This is a genomic window from Streptomyces sp. R11, assembly GCF_041051905.1.
In the GTDB taxonomy this organism is placed as follows: domain Bacteria; phylum Actinomycetota; class Actinomycetes; order Streptomycetales; family Streptomycetaceae; genus Streptomyces.
The window spans coordinates 2,942,725-2,962,976 of sequence record NZ_CP163432.1; the positions used below are offsets into that span (position 1 = coordinate 2,942,725).

General features: G+C 70.8%; 16 protein-coding genes and 1 pseudogene. 9 read left to right on the top strand and 8 right to left on the bottom strand.

Annotated features, from left to right (window positions below):
* Positions 1 to 85: 85 nt before the first annotated feature.
* The 4 genes and pseudogenes from AB5J55_RS13370 to AB5J55_RS13385 form a co-directional block, all read right to left on the bottom strand.
* Positions 86 to 181 (bottom strand): annotated as a pseudogene (locus AB5J55_RS13370) (glyoxalase/bleomycin resistance/dioxygenase family protein); the annotation flags it as partial.
* Positions 169 to 411: a hypothetical protein gene (locus tag AB5J55_RS13375; RefSeq protein WP_369270894.1), complete on the bottom strand. Its 243-nt coding sequence runs from the start codon at positions 409 to 411 to the stop codon at positions 169 to 171. The pseudogene AB5J55_RS13370 and the gene AB5J55_RS13375, both read right to left, overlap by 13 nt.
* Before the next feature lie 267 nt (positions 412 to 678).
* Positions 679 to 3,399: a pyruvate, phosphate dikinase gene (gene ppdK, locus AB5J55_RS13380; protein ID WP_369270895.1), complete on the bottom strand. Its 2,721-nt coding sequence runs from the start codon at positions 3,397 to 3,399 to the stop codon at positions 679 to 681.
* A gap of 406 nt (positions 3,400 to 3,805) precedes the next feature.
* Positions 3,806 to 5,008 carry an ROK family protein gene (locus tag AB5J55_RS13385; protein WP_369270896.1) on the bottom strand — a complete coding sequence of 401 codons (1,203 nt, stop codon included), beginning with the start codon at positions 5,006 to 5,008 and terminating at the stop codon, positions 3,806 to 3,808.
* Positions 5,009 to 5,086: 78 nt separating this feature from the next.
* Between AB5J55_RS13385 and AB5J55_RS13390 the strand changes: the two genes are divergently transcribed.
* From AB5J55_RS13390 to AB5J55_RS13400, 3 genes are all read left to right on the top strand, one after another.
* Positions 5,087 to 6,580 (top strand): hypothetical protein, encoded by a 1,494-nt coding sequence (locus AB5J55_RS13390; RefSeq protein ID WP_369270897.1) that lies wholly within the window; start codon positions 5,087 to 5,089, stop codon positions 6,578 to 6,580.
* Positions 6,577 to 8,514, top strand: coding sequence for a glycogen debranching N-terminal domain-containing protein (locus AB5J55_RS13395; RefSeq protein ID WP_369270898.1), 1,938 nt, complete (start codon positions 6,577 to 6,579; stop codon positions 8,512 to 8,514). The genes AB5J55_RS13390 and AB5J55_RS13395 overlap by 4 nt, the downstream gene beginning before the upstream one ends.
* Before the next feature lie 174 nt (positions 8,515 to 8,688).
* Positions 8,689 to 10,788 carry a CDP-alcohol phosphatidyltransferase gene (locus AB5J55_RS13400; RefSeq protein ID WP_369270899.1) on the top strand — a complete coding sequence of 700 codons (2,100 nt, stop codon included), beginning with the start codon at positions 8,689 to 8,691 and terminating at the stop codon, positions 10,786 to 10,788.
* A 3-nt stretch (positions 10,789 to 10,791) separates the two neighbouring features.
* Here the strand turns inward: AB5J55_RS13400 and dusB are convergent, their stop codons facing one another.
* A complete protein-coding gene (dusB, locus tag AB5J55_RS13405) occupies positions 10,792 to 11,958 on the bottom strand; it encodes a tRNA dihydrouridine synthase DusB (RefSeq protein ID WP_369270900.1) in 1,167 nt (388 codons plus the stop codon).
* Between the two features lie 64 nt (positions 11,959 to 12,022).
* Here dusB and AB5J55_RS13410 point away from each other — a divergent pair, with 64 nt between their 5' ends.
* Both AB5J55_RS13410 and AB5J55_RS13415 read left to right on the top strand, forming a co-directional pair.
* Positions 12,023 to 13,468, top strand: coding sequence for an MFS transporter (locus AB5J55_RS13410; protein ID WP_369270901.1), 1,446 nt, complete (start codon positions 12,023 to 12,025; stop codon positions 13,466 to 13,468).
* Between the two features lie 110 nt (positions 13,469 to 13,578).
* Positions 13,579 to 13,926, top strand: coding sequence for an antibiotic biosynthesis monooxygenase (locus tag AB5J55_RS13415; RefSeq protein ID WP_369270902.1), 348 nt, complete (start codon positions 13,579 to 13,581; stop codon positions 13,924 to 13,926).
* A gap of 29 nt (positions 13,927 to 13,955) precedes the next feature.
* Here AB5J55_RS13415 and AB5J55_RS13420 read toward each other — a convergent pair whose 3' ends face one another.
* Entirely contained in the window at positions 13,956 to 14,852 is an 897-nt protein-coding gene (locus AB5J55_RS13420; protein ID WP_369270903.1) for a helix-turn-helix transcriptional regulator, read from the bottom strand.
* A 101-nt stretch (positions 14,853 to 14,953) separates the two neighbouring features.
* On the opposite strand from AB5J55_RS13420, the gene AB5J55_RS13425 reads away from it, so the two are divergent.
* The 3 genes from AB5J55_RS13425 to AB5J55_RS13435 all read left to right on the top strand — a co-directional run bounded on the left by AB5J55_RS13425 (position 14,954) and on the right by AB5J55_RS13435 (position 17,392).
* A complete protein-coding gene (locus AB5J55_RS13425; protein ID WP_369270904.1) occupies positions 14,954 to 16,381 on the top strand; it encodes an MFS transporter in 1,428 nt (475 codons plus the stop codon).
* Between the two features lie 158 nt (positions 16,382 to 16,539).
* Entirely contained in the window at positions 16,540 to 16,758 is a 219-nt protein-coding gene (locus tag AB5J55_RS13430; RefSeq protein ID WP_369270905.1) for a hypothetical protein, read from the top strand.
* 10 nt (positions 16,759 to 16,768) lie between these two features.
* On the top strand, positions 16,769 to 17,392 hold the full coding sequence (locus AB5J55_RS13435; protein ID WP_369270906.1) for a GNAT family N-acetyltransferase: 624 nt from the start codon (positions 16,769 to 16,771) through the stop codon (positions 17,390 to 17,392).
* A 4-nt stretch (positions 17,393 to 17,396) separates the two neighbouring features.
* On the opposite strand, the gene AB5J55_RS13440 is transcribed toward AB5J55_RS13435, so the two are convergent.
* Complete coding sequence (locus AB5J55_RS13440; RefSeq protein WP_369270907.1) at positions 17,397 to 17,996, bottom strand: TetR family transcriptional regulator; 600 nt, start codon at positions 17,994 to 17,996, stop codon at positions 17,397 to 17,399.
* 41 nt (positions 17,997 to 18,037) lie between these two features.
* The gene (locus AB5J55_RS13445) at positions 18,038 to 19,045 is read right to left on the bottom strand and encodes an aldo/keto reductase (protein ID WP_369270908.1); all 1,008 of its coding nucleotides are present in this window, start codon (positions 19,043 to 19,045) and stop codon (positions 18,038 to 18,040) included.
* A 160-nt stretch (positions 19,046 to 19,205) separates the two neighbouring features.
* On the opposite strand from AB5J55_RS13445, the gene AB5J55_RS13450 reads away from it, so the two are divergent.
* The gene (locus AB5J55_RS13450) at positions 19,206 to 20,252 is read left to right on the top strand and encodes a chitinase (RefSeq protein ID WP_369270909.1); all 1,047 of its coding nucleotides are present in this window, start codon (positions 19,206 to 19,208) and stop codon (positions 20,250 to 20,252) included.

Below are 20,252 nucleotides of genomic sequence, written 5' to 3' on the forward strand. Positions count from 1 at the left end.
GCCCCGAAGGTCGAGCACCAGGACCAGGAAACCGAGCAGGGCCGCGGTCTCGCCGTGACCGGTTCCTTCGAGCCGGTGTCGGCCGAGGCCCGTGGACCCAGACCTTGTCCTGCAGGGCGTAGCAGCAGGTGGTGTCGTTCTCCGCGTTCGTCACCAGGCCGGCCTCACTCAGGCCTGATGAACGAGGCGCCCGGTCAGTGCCCCGGCCAGCAACCCCCAGGCCAAGCCCGACCAACTCCCTCCCGTCACAGTGACGACCACCATCACTACGGCACCCGCGGCCACCGCCGTCCGGTCGCGGACGATGCCCCATGTGACGCGGGCGGAGCCCGGGGACCGGAGTTCGGTAACTGCGGTGCCGATCGCCAGGGCGACGGCGAAGACGACTGGTGCGATCAGCCCCGAGTCCATGTCATTCATCTCCTCGCGATCATGAAGGGCGCGCTGCCGGTGGCCGCTGCAACGTACGCGTCGGACGACTCGTGACGGAACCCATCCTCATCCGGAGGGCACATTCTCCCCTGGTCAGCGACGCAGCTTGACAGTCTCCGCAGACGAAGCAGGAAAGGGCGGCACCCCCGCACAGGGTGCCGCCCTCTTTGGTGCACCGGAGTCGCCGCCCATCGGTCTTGAGGGTCGGGGACAGGAGACGACTCCGGAGTTGCGTGGCCGTACGGCCTAGCGGTGGTCGCTGCCCACCGACTGGGAGGCCGCGCGGCCGGCCTCGAGGCGGGCGACCGGGATGCGGAACGGGGAGCAGGAGACGTAGTCGAGGCCGACCTCGTGGAAGAAGTGGACCGACTCGGGGTCGCCGCCGTGCTCGCCGCAGACGCCGAGCTTGAGGTCGGGACGGGTCTCACGGCCGGCCTTGGCCGCGGCCGCGACCAGGGAACCCACGCCGTCCTTGTCGATCGTCTCGAACGGGGAGACGCCGAAGATGCCCTTCTCCAGGTACGCCGTGAAGAACGAGGCCTCCACGTCGTCCCGGCTGAAGCCCCACACCGTCTGGGTGAGGTCGTTCGTGCCGAAGGAGAAGAACTCCGCTGCCTCGGCGATCTGACCGGCCGTGAGGGCGGCGCGCGGGAGCTCGATCATCGTGCCGATCGAGAGCTTCAGCTTCGTACCCGTCGCCGCCTCGACCTCGGCGATGACCTGGTCGGCCTCCTCGCGGACGATCTCCAGCTCCTGGACGGTGCCGACGAGCGGGATCATGATCTCGGCGCGCGGGTCGCCCTTGGCGTTCTTGCGCTCGGCGGCCGCTTCCGCGATCGCGCGGACCTGCATCGTGAACAGGCCGGGGATGACCAGGCCCAGGCGTACGCCGCGCAGGCCCAGCATCGGGTTCTGCTCGTGCAGTCGGTGCACGGCCTGGAGCAGGCGCAGCTCGTTCTCGTGGGGCTCCTGGCGGGACTCCGCCAGGGCCACGCGGACCGAGAGTTCCGTGATGTCGGGGAGGAATTCGTGCAGCGGCGGGTCGAGGAGACGGACCGTCACCGGCAGACCGTCCATCGCCGAGAACAGCTCGACGAAGTCCTTCTTCTGCAGCGGCAGCAGCTCCGAGAGGGCGGCCTCGCGCACCTCCTCGGTGTCGGCGAGGATCAGCTTCTCGACCATCTCGCGGCGCTCACCGAGGAACATGTGCTCGGTGCGGCACAGGCCGATGCCCTGGGCGCCGAAGCGACGGGCGCGCAGCGCGTCCTCGGCGTTGTCCGCGTTGGCGCGCACCCGCAGGCTGCGCTTGCGGTCGGCGAACGCCATGATCCGGTGCACGGCCTCGACCAGCTCGTCGGCGTCGTTGGCGCCCGCGTGCATCCGGCCCTCGAAGTACTCCACGACCGGGGACGGGACCACCGGGACCTCGCCCAGGTAGACCTTGCCGCTGGAGCCGTCGATGGAGATGACGTCGCCCTCCTCGACGACGTGTCCGCCCGGGACCGTCATCCGGCGGCGCTTGGTGTCGACCTCGAGCTCCTCGGCGCCGCAGACACAGGTCTTGCCCATGCCGCGCGCCACGACGGCCGCGTGGGACGTCTTGCCGCCGCGCGAGGTCAGGATGCCTTCGGCCGCGATCATGCCGTCCAGGTCGTCGGGGTTGGTCTCCCGGCGGACCAGGATGACCTTCTCGCCCGAACGCGACCACTTCACCGCGGTGTACGAGTCGAAGACGGCCTTGCCGACCGCCGCACCCGGCGACGCCGCGATGCCCCGGCCGACCTGCTCGACCTTCGCCTCCTCGTCGAACTTCGGGAACATCAGCTGCGCGAGCTGGGCGCCGTTGACGCGCTGGAGCGCCTCCGCCTCGTCGATCAGGCCCTGGTCCACGAGCTGGGTCGCGATACGGAAGGCGGCGCCCGCCGTGCGCTTGCCGACGCGGGTCTGGAGCATCCACAGCTGACCGCGCTCGATCGTGAACTCGATGTCGCAGAGGTCCTTGTAGTGGTTCTCCAGCGTCTCCATGATCTGCATCAGCTGGTCGTACGACTTCTTGTCGATCGACTCCAGCTCCGCCAGCGGCACGGTGTTGCGGATGCCCGCGACCACGTCCTCGCCCTGGGCGTTCTGGAGGTAGTCGCCGTAGACGCCCTGGTGGCCGGAGGCGGGGTCGCGGGTGAAGGCGACGCCCGTGCCGGAGTCCGGGCCCAGGTTGCCGAAGACCATCGAGCAGACGTTGACGGCCGTACCGAGGTCGTGCGGGATGCGCTCCTGGCGGCGGTAGAGCTTGGCCCGGTCGGTGTTCCAGGAGTCGAAGACCGCGTGGATGGCGAGGTCCATCTGCTCGCGCGGGTCCTGCGGGAAGTCCCGGTCGGCCTCCTTCTTCACGATCTTCTTGAAGGCGGTGACCAGCTTCTTGAGGTCGGCGGCCTCCAGGTCGGTGTCGACCGTGACCTTCTTGGCCTCCTTGGCCTTGTCGAGGGCCTCCTCGAAGAGCTCGCCGTCGACACCGAGGACCGTCTTGCCGAACATCTGGATGAGGCGGCGGTAGGAGTCCCACGCGAACCGCTCGTCGCCGGCCTGCTCGGCGAGGCCCTTCACGGACTTGTCGGAGAGTCCGATGTTGAGGACCGTGTCCATCATTCCGGGCATGGAGAACTTGGCGCCGGAACGGACGGAGACGAGCAGAGGGTTGTCGGCCTGGCCGAGCTTCTTGCCCATACGGGACTCAAGGGCGTCGAGGTGTGCACTCACCTCGTCACGCAGTGCCGCGGGCTCCTCGCCGCTGTCGAGGTAGACCTTGCAGGCTTCCGTCGTGATCGTGAAGCCAGGAGGAACGGGGAGCCCCAGGTTGGTCATCTCGGCGAGGTTCGCGCCCTTGCCACCCAGGAGGTCCTTGAGGTCCTTGTTTCCCTCGGTGAAGTCGTAAACGAACTTCGCTACGTGGGGTTCTTTGTTTTCCGACACGGTCTCGACTCCCTCGAGGACGCGGTGGCTGCCCTGACGGCGAGGAACATACCCAGATCGAAGGCGCCTGGGTACGTCTACTCACGCGTCATGCGCCTGTAACCACCCGTCCGCCAGTGGATCGAAAGTCAAAGCTTGGCAAGCCGTGACGGGCGGATGTTTTCACTTCTTGAACGCAAGAGGGTTCACGGGTGCGGTTTATCGCTCAGATGAGCGCCCATCCCGCACGTCTGATTTCGATCGATGAACGATCAAGGGGTGGCACCGAGTGCCACCCCTTGGAGAAGTGCAGCCGCTCAAGATCCGCTCATCTGAGCGCAACCCTTATCAAGGGTGGCGAGAATCACGCTGCCACAGCCGACCAGATTTCACCATGCGGACGTGCCCCGAGACGGAAACACGGACGTCACATCCCCAGTGCGAGCAGCCGTTCCTCCACCCGCGAGGGCGCGTACAGATGCTCCACGACCAGCGCCCCGGCACCCACGAGCCCGGCCCGGTCCCCCAGCCGGGAGGTCACGACGTTCAGATGAGCGGTGGAGCGCGGCAGCGCCCGCTGGTACAGCAACTCGCGTACGCCGGTGAGGAAGGGCGTCCCGGCCAGATCCCCGGCGATCATCAGCACACCGGGGTTGAGCAGCGTCACGACCGTCGCCAGTACGTCCCCGACCTGCCGCCCGGCCTCGCGTGCCAGCGCGGCCGCCCCCGGATGCCCGGACGCCAGCACATCCCGCACATCCGATCCGGACGCCGCGGGCACCCCCGCCTCGGCCAGCCGCCGGGCCACGGCGCCACCACTGGCGACGGCCGCGAGACAGCCGTACGAACCACACCGGCACAGCGCGTCCGCGCCCGCCGGCACCCGGATGTGGCCGATGTCGCCGGCACCCCCGTCGATGCCCCGGTAGATCGAGCCGTCGACCACGACCCCGGCGCCGATGCCGGTCGACACCTTGACCAGAACGAACGCCGAGCAGCCGGGGAAGCCGGTGCGCTGTTCGCCGTACGCCATGAGGTTGGCGTCGTTGTCGACCAGAACCGGGACCGGCGCGGCGCCGGTGGCCTCGGTGAAGGCCCTGGCCAGGCGCCCCGTTATGTCGTAGCCGTCCCAGCCCGGCATGATCGGCGGCTGGACGACCCGGCCGGTCCCGCTGTCCACCGGCCCCGGCACCGCGAGCCCGATGCCGCCCACCTCGCCGGCCCGGCGCCCGGTCTTCTCCAGCAGCTCGGCGAACCAGCGCCCGAGCTCGCCCAGCACCACGTCCGGCCCGTCCTCGATGACCAGCGTGCCGGTGTGCTCGGCGAGGATCTCGCCGGTCAGGGAGAGCACGGCGGCACGCGCGTGCCGGGTCTCCAGGTCGGCGGCCAGGACCACGGCGTGGGCGTCGTCGAACTCCAGGGTGATGGAGGGACGGCCGCCCAGCGGGGATTCCACGGGACCTCCGGCGCCCTCGCGCAGCCAGCCGGCCCGGAAGAGGCGGTCGAGGCGCTGGCCGACGGTGGCCCGGGAGAGGCCGGTGGCCTGCTGGAGCGCTCCGCGCGTGACGGCGCGTCCGCTCCGCACCAGTTCGAGCAGTTCTCCGGCACTCGCTTGGCCCCGTGCGCTCATGCACACCCCCTTGTGCTTCTCAACTCTGCATTACATATTGGGTTTTGCGTGTTAAATAGACGTAACCCTACGGTAGCCATGACCGAACCGGTCGGCCGGACGTCTTTCGGGGAGCCCCGAGTGGATCGCACTGCCCAGCTCACAGCCCGCCCCACGGAGCGTGACATTGCATACGATCCGCCTCCCATGGCGGATTCACTGCACGTCAGGGCTGCCCGGGTGCTGGAGGACAACTGGACGGGCGCCTCGACGGTGCCCTCGCGCAGTCTGTATCCGCACCAGTGGTCCTGGGACTCGGCGTTCGTTGCGATCGGCCTGAGGCACGTCTCGCCGCTGCGGGCGCAGACGGAGCTGGAGACGCTGCTCGGCGCCCAATGGGGTGACGGGCGGATCCCGCACATCGTCTTCAACCCCTCCGTGCCGCTCGACGCCTACTTCCCGAGCCCCGACTTCTGGCGCTCCTCGACCGCGGGGCGTGCTGCGGGCGCCCCGCGCACCGTACAGACCTCCGGCATCGTGCAACCACCGGTGCACGCGCTGGCGGCCTGGCTGGTGCACCGCGCGGACCCGGGTCTGTCCCGGGCGCGCGGTTTCCTCACCCGGATGTATCCCCGCCTCGCCGCCTGGCACCGCTATCTGCTGCACCGGCGCGACCTCGGCGCAGGCGGCCTGGCGTCCGTCGTGCACCCCTGGGAACAGGGTATGGACAACAGCCCCTGCTGGGACGCCCCGCTCTCCCGGGTCACCCCGGCCCCGGCCCGCTCCTTCCGCCGCGCCGACCTCGACCACGGGTCGGCCGAGGACCGTCCGACGGATCTGGACTACGGGCGGTATGTGCGGCTGGCGACGGACTACCGGGACGGGGGGTACGCCGATGGCCCCGGCGACTTCGCCGTCGAGGACCCGGCGTTCAACGCCCTGCTCATCGCCTCCGAACACGCGCTGGCCGAGATCGCCCGGGAGCTGGGGGCGACGGGCACGGCCCGGCACGCGCGCGCCGAGCGGCTGACAGCGGCCTTGATCGAGCGACTGTGGGACCCGGCGGAGGGCATGTTCTTCTGCCGGGACGTGCGGAGCGACGGGCTGGACGAGGGGCGGAGCGGCGGACCGGCGGCCGGGGAGCTGATCCCCGAGCGCAGCGTCTCCGGCCTCGTCCCCCTCCTCCTCCCAGCCCTCCCCCGCGACATCGCAGCCGCCCTGGTACGGACGCTGGGCGGACCGCACTTCGGCCTCGGCGGCACGACCCGCCTCGTGCCGAGCTACGACCTCCTGGGCGAGGCCTTCGAACCGCACCGCTACTGGCGGGGCCCGGCCTGGTTCAACACGGGCTGGCTGCTGGAGCGCGGGCTCCGGCTGCACGGTGAGCGCGGCCGGGCCGACGCCCTGCGCAGGGCGATCCTGCACACCGCCGACGCCTCCGGGTTCGCCGAGTACGTCAACCCGTACACCGGCGACGCCTGCGGAGCCACCGGCTTCAGCTGGACCGCCGCGCTCACGCTCGACCTGCTGCACGACCACCCCGCGTGGGACACGACCGCCGTCAGGGAACTCAAGGGAGGGGACCGGGGATGACGGACCGCCATCATCTGCTCGTGTACGGGGGAACGTTCGCCGCCGTGGGCGACGGCGGGGACATCAGCGGCGTACGGGCCGCCGGCTCCCCGGAGGGGCTATTCGTACGCGACGCCCGGCATCTGAGCCGCTGGCAGCTCACCGTGGACGGCGCGGTACCCGAGGCGCTCTCCCCGGTCGCCGACGGGGACACGGCCCGCTGTGTCCTGGTCCCGCGCGGCGGCCGCAACGAGCCTCCGGCCTACACGCTCTTCCGTGAACAGGCCGTCGGGGACGGCTCGTTCATCGAGTCCCTGCGCGTGACGAGCAACCGCCCGGTGCCGACGACGATCCGCCTGGCGATCACCGCGGACGCCGACTTCACCGACCAGTTCGAGCTGCGCTCCGACCACCGCACATACGCCAAGACCGGCGCCACCCGCTCCCGCCAGGTCCTGGACCACGGTGTGGAGTTCGCGTACCAACGAGGCGAATGGCGTTCGATCACGACCGTGACGGCCGACCCCGCCCCCGACGGCGTGGAGGAGACCGGCACCGGCGCCCGCCGCCTGGTCTGGACCCTCGATCTCGACCCGCACGGCACCGCGGAGCTGACCCTCCGGGTGATGGCCCGTCCCCACGGCGACAAACGCGCACTGCGCGTCCCCCGCTCCCCCGCCGCCCTGTCCTCCCAACTCCTCTGCCAGGAGGGCGAGTTCGTGGAGGGCGTGGCCTTCCCGACCGGCTGGCCCGAGCTGGCCGCCGCCTGTGCCCGGGGCCTGGCCGACCTGGCCGCGCTCCAGGTCCCGGCGACGGGCCCGGACGGCGAGGAACTGCGCGTCCCCGCGGCCGGTGCCCCCTGGTTCCTGACCCTCCTCGGCCGCGACGCCCTGCTCACCTCGCTCTTCGCCCTCCCCTACCGCCCCCGCCTTGCCGCCGCCACCCTCCCCGCACTGGCCGCGACCCAGGCCACGGAGATGGTCCCCGAGTCCGTCGCCCAGCCCGGCAAGATCGTGCACGAAGTCCGGCACGGCGAGCTGGCGCACTTCGGGCAGGTGCCGTACGGCCGCTACTACGGCTCGGTGGACGCGACTCCGCTGTTCCTGATCCTGCTGGGCGCGTACGTGGAACAGACGGGCGACACGACCACGGCCCGGCGCCTGGAGCCCAACGCCCGCGCGGCGATCGGCTGGATGCTGGACCACGGTGGGCTGACCTCCCGCGGCTACCTGGTCTACCGCGCCGACCAGGGCGGCCTCGCCAACCAGAACTGGAAGGACTCCCCCGGAGCCATCTGCTCCGCCGACGGCACCCGTCCCGGCGGCCCCGTGATGGCGGCGGGCGCCCAGGGCTACGCGTACGACGCCCTGCGCCGCACGGCGTGGCTGGCCCGCACGGCGTGGCAGGACGAGACCTATGCGGCCCTCCTGGAACAGGCGGCGGGCGACCTCCGTGACCGTTTCCAGCGGGACTTCTGGATGCCGGAGCACTCCTTCCCCGCCCTGGCGCTGGACGGCGGGGGCCGCCGGGTCGACGCGCTGGCGTCGGACGCGGGGCATCTCCTGTGGTCCGGCCTGCTGGACAAGGAGTACGGCGAGGCGGTGGGCCGCCGCCTCCTGCAGCCGGACTTCTTCTCGGGATGGGGAGTGCGCACCCTGGCCTCCGGCCAGCCTGCCTACCACCCCCTCTCCTACCACCGGGGCTCGGTCTGGCCGCACGACAACGCGCTGATCACCCTGGGCCTGGCCCGCTACGGCCTGCACGACGAGGCCCGCACGGTGGCCCACGCCCTGGTCGACGCGGCGACGACCACCGGCCACCGCCTCCCGGAGGTCCTCGCGGGCTACGGCCGCGACACCCACGCGGAACCCGTGCCGTACCCGCACGCCTGCGTACGCGAGTCCCGCTCGGCGGCGGCCCCGCTGGCCCTGCTGACGGCGGTGGGCGGGGCGTAGGGGGCGGCCACGGGCCTGTTGGCCTGCCGTTTGCCCAGCGTTTGCCGAGCGCTGGGGCACCGGAGCTGAACACCGGCCGGGGGCCGACCGTACGGGATGACGGCGGGCCCCCAGCCTCCCCAGCGAGGCCCGCCGCACCACTCCACCAGGGGCCTCGCACGGAAGGACCTTCGGGTGCCTGTCTTCACGCGCCTACGTCAACTGCCCGGCAAGAAGAACAACTTGCCCGACGAGACGGCCCCCAGCGAGCCCACGCCGGCCGACGCCGGGGACTCCCCGCAGGCCCCGCCCGCATCCGCCGGTGAGACCGCGACCGCCGACGGCGAGGACACGGCACAGGAACCCGCCGCCCCCTCCGTCGAGACAGCGGCGCCCCACGACACCGCGGGCACCGACAGCGAGGACACCTCGCAGGGACCACCCGCCCCCTCCGACGAGGCCGCACCACCCCACGACGAACCCGCGGCAGCCGACAGCGGGGACGCACCACACCCCGCCGACGAACCCGCAGTCGCCGACGGGGAGGACCCCCCGCAGGGGCCACCCGCACCCGACGACGAAAGCAGCACGGGTGGTGCGGGTCGGAACGACACGGGCGAAGGCGCGGCCGAGCCCAGAGCAAAGCCCCCGACCACCCGCGCCCTCAGGATCAGGCGCACCCTCCACTGGACGGCCACCACCCTGGCCGCCGCCCTGATCCTCGGCGCCCTCCTCCTCCCCAACACCCTCCCCGCCCTGCAGCCGAACAGATTCACCCGCATCCCCGCGGAGGCGATCATCGGCGCGGTCGTGATGCTCGCCCTCCCCCGCCGCCCGCGAACGGTCGCGGCAACGCTCTACGGCATCGGCCTCGCCGTACTCACCGTGCTGAACCTCCTCGACATGGGCTTCAACGAATACCTCGGCCGCGGCTTCAACGCCGCCCTCGACTGGGACCTGCTCCCCGACGCCCAGTCGTACGTCGCCGACACGATGGGCGGAGCCGTGGCCACCGGTGCCGCTGTGGGCGGTGTGATCCTGATCCTGCTGCTGATGGCCCTCATGGCAGCCGCAACGATCCACCTCAGCACCCTGCTCGCCCTGCACAAGGCAAGGGCCACCCAGGGCGCCCTCATAGCCGGCACGGTGTGGATCACCTGCACCGCACTCAACCTCCAGGCCTTCGGCATGCCGATCGCCTCCGACCACGCGGCCGGCGCGTTCCGGACCCACGCGCAGCGGACGGTGGACTCCCTCGAGGACGAGGCCCAGTTCGCCAAGGACGCCAAGGCAGACACCTTCGGCAACACTCCCCCCGACCAACTGCTGCCGGACCTGCGCGGCAAGGACGTCGTCTTCACGTTCATCGAGAGCTACGGCCGCAGCGCCATCGAGGACCCGATCATGGCGCCCGGCGTCGGCAGGACTCTCGACGCGAGCAACGAGGCCCTGGCTGAGGCGGGCTTCCACGCGAGGAGCGGCTGGCTGACCTCGGCGACGTTCGGCGGCAGCAGCTGGCTGGGCCACTCCACGACCATGTCGGGCCTGTGGATCGACAACCAGCGCCGCTACCGCACCGTCACCGCCGGCGAGCATCTCACCCTCACCAAGGCGTTCCAGAAGACCGGCGCCTGGGACACGGTCGGGGTCATGCCCGGCGTGCAGAAGGGCTGGCCGGAGTCGAAGTGGTACGGCTTGGACAAGATGTACAACGCCTGGCAACTGGGCTACAAGGGGCCGAAGTTCAGCTGGTCGACGATGCCCGACCAGTACGCCCTGGAGGCCTTCCAGCGCCGGATCCACGGCAAGAAGCGCGACAAGCCGCTGATGTCCTTCGTCATCCTGACCTCCAGCCACCAGCCCTGGGCCCCGATCCCGAAGATGGTCGACTGGGACGAACTGGGCGACGGCTCGGTCTTCGACGCGATCCAGAAGGCCGGGAAGAAGGCGGGGGACGTCCTCACCGACACCACGAAGTCCCGCGAGGAGTACGGCAAGTCCGTCGAGTACTCGCTGACCAGCCTCACGCAGTGGATGGAGCGCTACGGCACCGACGACACCGTCCTCGTCTTCCTCGGCGACCACCAGCCCATGGCGCGCGTCAGCGGCAACCACGCCGGCCGTGACGTACCGATCTCCATCGTCGCCAAGGACCCGAAGGTCCTCGACAAGATCGCCGACTGGAACTGGACTGACGGCCTCAAGCCCGCCAAGGACGCCCCGGTCTGGAAGATGAGCGCCTTCCGGGACCGCTTCCTGACGGCATACGGCTCGACACCGCACGCCTCGAACTAGCGCTCAGCCCCCGGACGTGTCCAGCTCCGCGTCCTCGCCCACGCCCGCGCAGTCGTACGGGTCCTTCAGCCAGCCGTCCGGCAGCACCACCCGGTTGTTGCCGGACGTACGGCCACGGGGCCCGTCGGCGCCGGTCGGCCACGGCTGGTCGAGGTCCAGTTCGTCCAGCCCGGACCGGAGTTCCTCCAGCGACGACGTGATGGCGAGCCGCTTGCGCATGTCGGAGCCGACCGCGAAGCCCTTCAGATACCAGGCGACGTGCTTACGGAAGTCGATGACGCCACGCGCCTCGTCGCCGATCCACTCACCCAGCAGCGTGGCATGCCGGACCATGACATCGGCGACCTCGCGCAGGCTGGGCCGCTCGATGTCCTCGTCCCGCCCCTCGAAGGCGGCGACCAGGTCCGAGAACAGCCACGGCCGCCCGAGGCAGCCGCGCCCGACGACCACCCCGTCGCACCCGGTCTCCCGCACCATCCGCACCGCGTCCTCGGCCGACCAGATGTCGCCGTTGCCGAGCACGGGGATCTCCGGGACGTGCTCCTTCAGCCGCGCGATGGCGTCCCAGTCGGCGGTGCCGCCGTAGTGCTGGGCGGCCGTACGGCCGTGCAGGGCGATGGCCGTCACGCCCTCCTCGACGGCGATGCGGCCGGCGTCGAGGTAGGTGATGTGATCGTCGTCGATGCCCTTGCGCATCTTCATCGTGACCGGCAGGTCACCCGCCCCGCTGACCGCCTCCCGCAGGATCGCCCGCAGCAGGTTCCGCTTGTACGGCAGCGCGGAGCCGCCGCCCTTGCGCGTCACCTTCGGCACCGGGCACCCGAAGTTCAGGTCGATGTGGTCGGCCAGGCCCTCCTCCGCGATCATGCGGACGGCCTTGCCGACGGTGGCCGGGTCGACGCCGTACAGCTGGATCGAGCGCGGCTTCTCGGTCGCGTCGAAGTGGACCAGCTGCATGGTCTTCTCGTTGCGCTCGACCAGCGCCCGGGTCGTGATCATCTCGCTGACGAACAACCCCTTGCCACCGCTGAACTCCCTGCACAGCGTGCGGAAGGGCGCGTTCGTGATCCCGGCCATCGGGGCCAGGACGACGGGCGGCTGCACGGTGTGCGGACCGATCGGCAGGGGCGGGACGACGGGCGTGACAACGGGCGGGGCGGTCATGGACATCCACCCATTCTCACGTACCGGACCGAGTGCGGCGAAATTCATTAGTTAGGCGTACTATTCAAGGATGCCGGAGCTCAGCCCTCGCCGCCGACTGCTGGTCCTCGCGATCTGCTGCATGAGCCTGCTGATCGTGAGCCTCGACAACACCGTGCTCAATGTCGCCCTGCCCGCCCTGCAGCGCGATCTCGACGCGAGCACGTCGGGCCTGCAGTGGACGATCGACGCGTACACCCTCGTCCTCGCCTCGCTGCTGATGCTGGCCGGTTCCACCGCGGACCGGATCGGCCGCAAGCGGGTCTTCATGGCGGGTCTGGTCGTCTTCACCATCGGCTCGGCCCTGTGCTCCCTCGCGCCGAACCTCGACGCCCTGATCGCCTTCCGGATGGTGCAGGCGGTGGGCGGTTCGATGCTCAACCCGGTCGCGATGTCGATCATCACCAACACCTTCACGGACCCGCGCGAGCGGGCTCGGGCGATCGGGGTGTGGGGTGGCGTCGTCGGCATCTCGATGGCCGCGGGCCCGCTGGTCGGCGGGCTGCTGGTGGAGTCGGTCGGCTGGCGGTCGATCTTCTGGGTCAACCTGCCGGTGGGTCTGGCGGCGCTCCTCCTCACCCTCCGCTACGTCCCCGAGTCCCGCGCCGCGCGGGCCCGCCGCCCCGATCCGGTCGGCCAGGTGCTGGTCATCGCGCTGTTCGGCGCCCTGACGTACGCGATCATCGCGGCGCCGACGGCGGCCGCGTCCGAGACCCTGCTCCTCGGCAGCGTGGCCCTGGCCGCGCTGATCGCCCTCCTCGTCTACGAACCCCGCCGCACCGAGCCCCTCATCGACCTGCGGTTCTTCCGTTCGGCGCCGTTCAGTGGGGCCACGGTGATCGCGGTCAGCGCGTTCGCGGCGCTGGGCGGGTTCCTGTTCCTGTCGACGCTGTACCTCCAGAACGTCCGGGGGCTGGACGCGCTGCACGCGGGGCTGTGGATGCTGCCGATGGCGACACCGATGTTCCTGTGCGCACCCCTGTCGGGGCGGCTGGTGGGCACCCGGGGGCCGCGGCTGTCGTTGCTGGTCGCCGGCACCGCGATGACCCTGAGCGCGGCCCTGTTCGCCGTCTTCGACGCCGAGACGTCCAACGCCACGCTGATCCTCGGGTACGCGGTGTTCGGCATCGGTTTCGGGTTCGTCAACGCGCCGATCACCAACACGGCGGTCTCCGGTATGCCGCGTGCGCAGGCCGGGGTCGCGGCGGCCGTCGCCTCCACCAGCCGGCAGTTGGGGCAGACGCTGGGGGTGGCCGTGGTCGGGGCCGTGCTGGCGGCCGGGGTGTCGGTGTCGTCGTACCGGGAGACGTTCGTCGACGCCGCCGTACCCGGCTGGTGGATCCTCACCGGGTGCGGGCTCATGGTCCTCGTGGTGGGGGCGGTCACGAGTGGGCCGTGGGCTCGGCGCACCGCTGAACGTACGGCTGAGCGGCTGGAGTCGGCGGAAGTTCGCGAAGGGTCTCGGGTCAGCGCGTAGTTTGGCGGCCAGGAACGTGGGCCAGTAGCCGGATAGCTGGGTCGTGAAGTTCAGGTGGCTGCGCCGGATCGTTCGAGGCGACTGCCGGTGTCGTCTCTTGGAGGACCTCCGTGACCGATCTTGCGCCCGCGTCGCTGCCCGAGCCGCCCTACTACGCCGTGGTGTTCACCGCCGTGCGGACCGCCGGCGACAACGGCTATGCGGAGGCGGACGAACGGTTGATGAAACTGGCTGCCGACCAGCCGGGATTCCTCGGTGTCGATTCCGCTCGCGGTGCGAACGGGCTGGGGATCACGGTGTCGTACTGGAGGGACGAGGACTCGATCGCCGCCTGGCGGGACGACGCAGAGCACACCCTGGCCCGTGCGCGCGGACGCGAGCACTGGTATGAGTCGTTCTCGCTCCACGTGGCCAAGGTCGAGCGCGCCCACGGGTTCACCCGCCCGGCAGATCTGTAGCTGCCGGCCCATGCGGCGGAGACGTACATTCACACAGCCGCGCGTCCCTTCAGGGCGATCTCGTGCAGCTTCTTCAGACGCACCCTCGACTCCTCGTCCGCCGGCACGTACGTCACCATCCTCGGCCCCACCTCCGGACTCAGCCACAGGTCCGTGTGGTCGACGACCACCCGCCCCACGTGCCGGTTGAGGAACTCCTTGCGCTTGCTGCGGTGCGCCACCACCTCGTGGCGGTCCCAGGCCTCGCAGAACTCCGGGGACTCCGCACGCAGCCTCTTCAGCAGCATCTTCCAGACGGGCTCGGCCAGGTGGCCGGCCATCGCGGCGCGGAAGCGGGCGGCCATGAGGCGCTGGACCTCCTCCAGGTGCACGATCGACGACTGCCACTCCTCGTGCGTGTACGACAGGATCATGCAGTTGCGGTCCTCGGGCGGTACCGCCTCCAGGTCGCACAGCAGCAGACCGTAGGTGCGGTTGTAGGCGAGGATGTCGTAGCGGCTGTTCTGCAGGCAGGCCGGGTAAGGCTCCAGTTGCTCCAGAACGGCCCGCATCGCGGGGGTCACCGACGGGCAGGTCGTCGCCGGCGTCGGATCCACCGCCCCGGCCAGCTGGAAGAGGTGGGAACGCTCGCTGGGGTCGAGCATCAGCGTGCGGGCGAGGGCGTCCAGGACCTGGACGGAGACCTGGATGTCCCGGGCCTGCTCCAACCACGTGTACCAGGTCACGCCGACCGCCGAGAGCTGGGCGACCTCCTCGCGGCGCAGGCCCGGTGTGCGGCGTCGGCTGCCGCGGGGCAGGCCGACCTGCTCGGGGGTGATGTGCTCGCGGCGGTGGCGCAGGAAGGCGGCGAGTTCGTGGCGCCGGATCTCCGACGCGACGACGGGGCGGGGAGCTTCGGTCGCCGTTTCCTGGGCCATGGTCGTCATTCCTCCAGGCTGCCGCTCCCCGGATCCTGTTTCCAGGTGCTTCCGCTACCAGGATAAGGACACTCTGGTACCCGTCTCCGAGCGGGAGCAGGCTCTTGACCGTGACCGAAACCATCACTTCACGCAAGGCCCCGGCCATCGCGGCACCACCCTCGCTCGGCGGCCTCGGGCTCTTCACGGTGCTGCTGGGCGCGGCACTTCCGCTCATCGACTTCTTCATCGTCAACGTCGCCCTGCCCACCATCGGCCACGACCTCGCGGCGAGCGAGGCCGTGCTCGAACTCGTCGTCGCGGGCTACGGGTTGGCGTACGCCGTGCTGCTCGTCCTCGGCGGGCGGCTCGGTGACCTGTTCGGCCGGCGGCGGCTCTTCCTGGGCGGCATGGCGGCGTTCGGGCTGACCTCGCTGGCGTGCGGGCTCGCGCCCAGCGCGTGGACGCTCGTCGCGGCGCGGGTCGCGCAGGGCGCGGCGTCGGCGGCGATGCTGCCGCAGGTGCTGGCCACCATTCAGGCGGCCACCAGCGGTCAGCGCCGCGCGAAGGCCATGGGCCTCTACGGCGCCACGGCCGGCCTGTCGATGGTGGCCGGGCAGATCCTCGGCGGCGTACTCGTCGCCGCGGACATTGCGGGCACCGGCTGGCGCTCGGTCTTCCTGGTCAACGTCCCCGTCGTCCTCGTCGGCCTCTTCCTGGCCGCCCGCGCGGTCCCGGAGACCCGTTCCCAGCGCCCCGAGCCGCTGGACGGACCCGGCACGGTCCTGCTCGCCGTCTCCCTCCTCGCGCTGCTGGCCCCGCTCACCGAGGGCCGGGCGGCGGGCTGGCCGCTGTGGACGTGGCTGTCCCTGGCGGCGTTCCCGTTCATGGCGGGCGCGTTCTACGCGGTGGAGCGCCGGGCCGACCGGGCAGGGCGCACTCCGCTCGTACCACCGAGCCTCTTCGCGCTCACGTCCCTGCGGCGCGGCCTGGTGATGATCGTGCCGTTCTCGATCGGCTTCAGCGGCTTCATGTTCGTGATCGCGGTGGCGTTGCAGCAGGGCGCGGGACTCGGCCCGGTCGCGGCGGGAGTGGCCCTCGTCCCGATGGCGGTGGTGTTCTTCCTCGTCTCACTGGCCGGCCCCCGGCTGATCGCCCGCTACGGCACCCGGGTGGTGACCGCCGGTGCGGTGATCCAGGGAGTGGGCGTGGCCCTGATGGCGCTGGCCGCCTGGCGCTTCTGGCCGGACTTCGGATTCGTCGAGCTGCTGCCGGGCGCGGCGATCGCCGGTGCGGGACAGGCCCTCCAACTCCCTGTCGTCTTCCGGATCGTGCTCTCCGAGGTGCCGGCCGCGCGGGCGGGTGTCGGCAGCGGGGTGATGATCACGACCCAGCAGTCGTCGCTGGCCCTGGGCGTGGCGACGCTGGGCACGCTCTTCCTCTCCCTAGCCGCCACGATGGGCATGGGCGACGCCCTGGTCACCACGCTCCTGGTCCAGTTGGCCGGAGTGGCGCTGACAGGCCTGCTCAGCCTGCGTCTGCCGCGCACGATCGGTTGAGCGCACGTTGAGATCGTCCGGTGAGGGTGTGGCCACAGGTTGGTCAACTCGCCGGGGAAAAGTCCCTGTTGATGTTGGTCTTGCTGCACACTCCTTGCTGCGCACGGCTGCTCCCGGCCGGGCACGCGGACTCGATGTCCTCGGACGCTGGAGGCGTCATGCTGGAGATCAACACGAGCAAGGTGAGCCGCTGGGACCACCACGGACGCGAGCACGTCGTGCGAGTACAGCGCAAAGGCGCGCAGCGCTCGATCAGATGCGACACCTGCGGCTGGCGCAAGAGCGCCCAGTTCCTGCCGTGGCTGAAGGCGGAGGAACACCTGGCGGAGGAACACCAGGCGACGGTGGACCCGACGGACACCCAGCCCGGCCGATGACCCACGCCCGATGACCGGCATCCGCCGTTACCGCCCCGGGGACCGGGCGGCCGTCGAGGACATCTGCGTCCGCACGGCCCACGAGGGCGGCGACAGCCGGCCGCACTACCGCGATCCCGGCATCTTCCCGGCGGCCTTCGCGCTCCCGTACGTCGTTCTGGAACCGGATCTCGCGTTCGTCCTGGACGACGGGGCGGGCCGGGCAGTCGGCTACATCCTGGGCGCCGCGGACACCCCGCGCTTCGTGACGGCCTTCCGGACCGAGTGGCTGCCCGTGGCCGCCCGTCGCCACCCCGAGCCGCCCGACCCCCCGACCACCCCGGACGAGCGGATGCTCGGCCTGCTGCACCACCCGGAGCGCATGCTCGTCCCGGAGGTCGCGGCCTACCCGGCCCACCTCCACATCGACCTGCTTCCGGCGTGGCAGGGCCGGGGCCACGGCCGCGCGCTCGTGCGCACCCTGCTGCAGGCCCTCCACGACAAGCAGGTCCCGGCCGTCCATCTCTGCATGGTCACGGCCAACACCCCGGCCAGGGCCTTCTACGACCGCCTCGGCTTCCATGAGATCGACGTCCCGGATCCGGGCCCGGTCACCTACCTCGGACGCACGACCGGCGAACCGGACCGCCTGTGACGGCTCAGCCCCGAGCCCGCAGCCCGCGCATCAGCAGGTCCAGGACCGCCTCGAACTCCGCCTCCACCCCGGGCTGTTCCCACTCCCCCGCGTAGTGCGGGTCGTGGAAGCGGTCGGTCGCCCGGAAGAGGGCGAGAGCCGTGGTGGCGGGGTTTTCGGCGGTGAAGGCGCCCGCTTCCGCGCCCGCGCGGACGATCTCGGTCAGCTGGCCGGTGAGCTCGGCGATGTGCTCGCCGACGACCGTCTCGACGGTCTCGGTGGTCAGCACCGAGTACGTGGCGAAGAGCTCCGGGTCGTCGAACGCCTTGCGGCGCTTGGCGGCGAACAGCGCCGCGAGCCACTCGCGCACCCGGGTCTCCGGGTCCAGGTCCGGGGCGGCGACGATGGCGGCCAGGACCCCCGTCGTCCGGTCCAGCCATCTCTTCGTCACCGCCTCCCGCAGCGCCGCCTTGGTACGGAAGTGCCGGTAGACGCTGCCATGGCTGACGCCGAGCGCGCGGGCCACGTCGACCACGGTGGCCTTGGCCGGGCCGTGGCGGCGCAGCACCTCCTCGGTGGCTTCGAGGATGCGCTCGGCGGTCAAGGTCGTGGGCGTCTGCGACATGCCCTAGACCGTACCCGGCCCAGGACCCGGCGCCGGTGCCACTACTTGCTGCCCAGGTGCGCCATCTGCGCGGCCGGGTAACGGTCGCCCGCCGCCGCGTCCGCCGGCACCGCCTCCTCGATCGCCGTCAGATCGGCCGCGTCCAGCGTGACGTCCAGCGCGCCCAGCGACTCGGTGAGCCGCTCCCGGGTGCGGGCGCCGACGAGCGGCACGATGTCGTCGCCGCGGGAGAGCACCCAGGCGATGGCGATCTGGGCGACGGAGACGCCCTTCTGCTCGGCGATCTTCCGCAGCGCCTCCACCAGGGTCAGGTTGTGCTGGAGGTTCTCGCCCTGGAAGCGGGGCGAGAAGGCGCGGAAGTCGTTCGCGGCGAGTTGCCGGTCCGGGGCGAAGTGGCCGGAGATCAGGCCGCGGGACAGCACGCCGTACGCGGTGATGGCGATCCCCAGCTCACGGGTGGTCGGCAGGACCGACTCCTCGATGCCGCGGGAGATCAGGGAGTACTCGATCTGGAGGTCGGCGATCGGCGCGGTCGCGGCGGCCCGGCGGATGGTGTCGGCGCCGACCTCGCTGAGGCCCACGTGCCGGACGTACCCCTTCTCGATCAGTTCCGCGATCGCGCCGACCGTCTCCTCGATCGGTACGTCGGGGTCGAGCCGGGCGATCCGGTACACGTCGATGTGGTCCACGCCGAGGCGCTGCAGTGAGTACGCGGCGAAGTTCTTCACGGCGGCGGGGCGGCCGTCGTAACCGACCCAGCCGCCCTCCGGGTCGCGCAGCGCGCCGAACTTCACGCTGACCAGGGCCTGTTCGCGCAGGCCGGCGGGCGCGGCGCGCAGGGCCTCGCCGATCAGCATCTCGTTGTGGCCCATGCCGTAGAAGTCGCCGGTGTCGAGCAGGGTCACGCCGGCCTCCAGGGCGGCGTGCACGGTGGCGATCGACTCGGCCCGGTCCGCGCCGCCGTACAGCGCGGACATGCCCATGCAGCCGAGGCCGAGGGCGGAGACCTGGGGGCCGGTGGTTCCGAGGGAGCGAGTTTGCATCGTCATGCCCTCCACCATGCCCTAACAGGTGACAGATTTCAATATCTGTCAGCCCATACTTGTCAGTCCGTGCAGCGACATGGTCCAGACCTATTGACGAGAGGTCTGGACCACGAGCACTGTCATGCCTACGACACCTCGCCGCACCCCCCACCGGGAGGCCCGTATGCTCCGCCGCGCCCTGAGCCTGCTCGCCGCCGCTCTGGCGACCGCCTGTCTGACCCAGCTCCCCGCCGCCACCCCCGCCTCGGCCGCCGACACCTGCGCCGTGAAATCGAAGCCGTCCGGCAAGGTCCTCCAGGGCTACTGGGAGAACTGGGACGGCGCCGCCAACGGCGTGCACCCGCCCTTCGGCTGGACCCCGATCACCGACTCCCGCATCGCGGCCCACGGCTACAACGTGATCAACGCGGCCTTCCCGGTGATCCGCTCCGACGGCACCGCACTCTGGGAGGACGGCATGGACACGGGCGTGAAGGTGGCGACGCCCGCGGAGATGTGCGCGGCGAAGGCGTCCGGCCAGACGATCCTGCTGTCGATCGGCGGCGCGACGGCCGGCATCGACCTCAGCTCGACCGCCGTGGCGGACCGTTTCGTCGCGACGATCGTCCCGATCCTGAAGAAGTACAACTTCGACGGCATCGACATAGACATCGAGACGGGCCTGGTCGGCAGCGGCAACATCAGCCAACCCTCCACATCACAGGCCAACTTGATCCGCATCATCGACGGGGTGCTGGCCCGGATGCCGTCGGACTTCGGCCTCACCATGGCCCCGGAGACGGCGTACGTCACCGGCGGCAGCGTCACCTACGGCTCGATCTGGGGCGCCTACCTGCCGATCATCAAGAAGTACGCCGACAACGGCCGCCTGTGGTGGCTGAACATGCAGTACTACAACGGCAGCATGTACGGCTGCTCCGGTGACTCCTACTCCGCCGGCACCGTCCAGGGCTTCACCGCCCAGACCGACTGCCTCAACAAGGGCCTGGTCATCCAGGGCACCACCATCAAGGTCCCGTACGACAAGCAGGTCCCGGGCCTGCCCGCCCAGTCCGGCGCGGGCGGCGGCTACATGTCCCCGTCCCTGGTCGCCCAGGCCTGGCGCCACTACGGCACGTCCCTCAAGAGCCTGATGACCTGGTCGCTCAACTGGGACGGCTCGAAGAACTGGACGTTCGGCGACAACGTGAAGTCCCTGCAGGGCCGTTGA

Coding starts and splice junctions, on each gene's coding strand:
- AB5J55_RS13420 (WP_369270903.1), bottom strand. CDS start 14,852: ATGACGACCATGGCCCAGGAAACGGCGACCGAAGCTCCCCGCCCCGTC.
- AB5J55_RS13395 (WP_369270898.1), top strand. CDS start 6,577: ATGACGGACCGCCATCATCTGCTCGTGTACGGGGGAACGTTCGCCGCC.
- AB5J55_RS13435 (WP_369270906.1), top strand. CDS start 16,769: ATGACCGGCATCCGCCGTTACCGCCCCGGGGACCGGGCGGCCGTCGAG.
- AB5J55_RS13390 (WP_369270897.1), top strand. CDS start 5,087: ATGACCGAACCGGTCGGCCGGACGTCTTTCGGGGAGCCCCGAGTGGAT.
- AB5J55_RS13385 (WP_369270896.1), bottom strand. CDS start 5,008: ATGAGCGCACGGGGCCAAGCGAGTGCCGGAGAACTGCTCGAACTGGTG.
- AB5J55_RS13440 (WP_369270907.1), bottom strand. CDS start 17,996: ATGTCGCAGACGCCCACGACCTTGACCGCCGAGCGCATCCTCGAAGCC.
- dusB (WP_369270900.1), bottom strand. CDS start 11,958: ATGTCCATGACCGCCCCGCCCGTTGTCACGCCCGTCGTCCCGCCCCTG.
- AB5J55_RS13410 (WP_369270901.1), top strand. CDS start 12,023: ATGCCGGAGCTCAGCCCTCGCCGCCGACTGCTGGTCCTCGCGATCTGC.
- AB5J55_RS13445 (WP_369270908.1), bottom strand. CDS start 19,045: ATGACGATGCAAACTCGCTCCCTCGGAACCACCGGCCCCCAGGTCTCC.
- AB5J55_RS13375 (WP_369270894.1), bottom strand. CDS start 411: ATGGACTCGGGGCTGATCGCACCAGTCGTCTTCGCCGTCGCCCTGGCG.
- AB5J55_RS13430 (WP_369270905.1), top strand. CDS start 16,540: ATGCTGGAGATCAACACGAGCAAGGTGAGCCGCTGGGACCACCACGGA.
- AB5J55_RS13450 (WP_369270909.1), top strand. CDS start 19,206: ATGCTCCGCCGCGCCCTGAGCCTGCTCGCCGCCGCTCTGGCGACCGCC.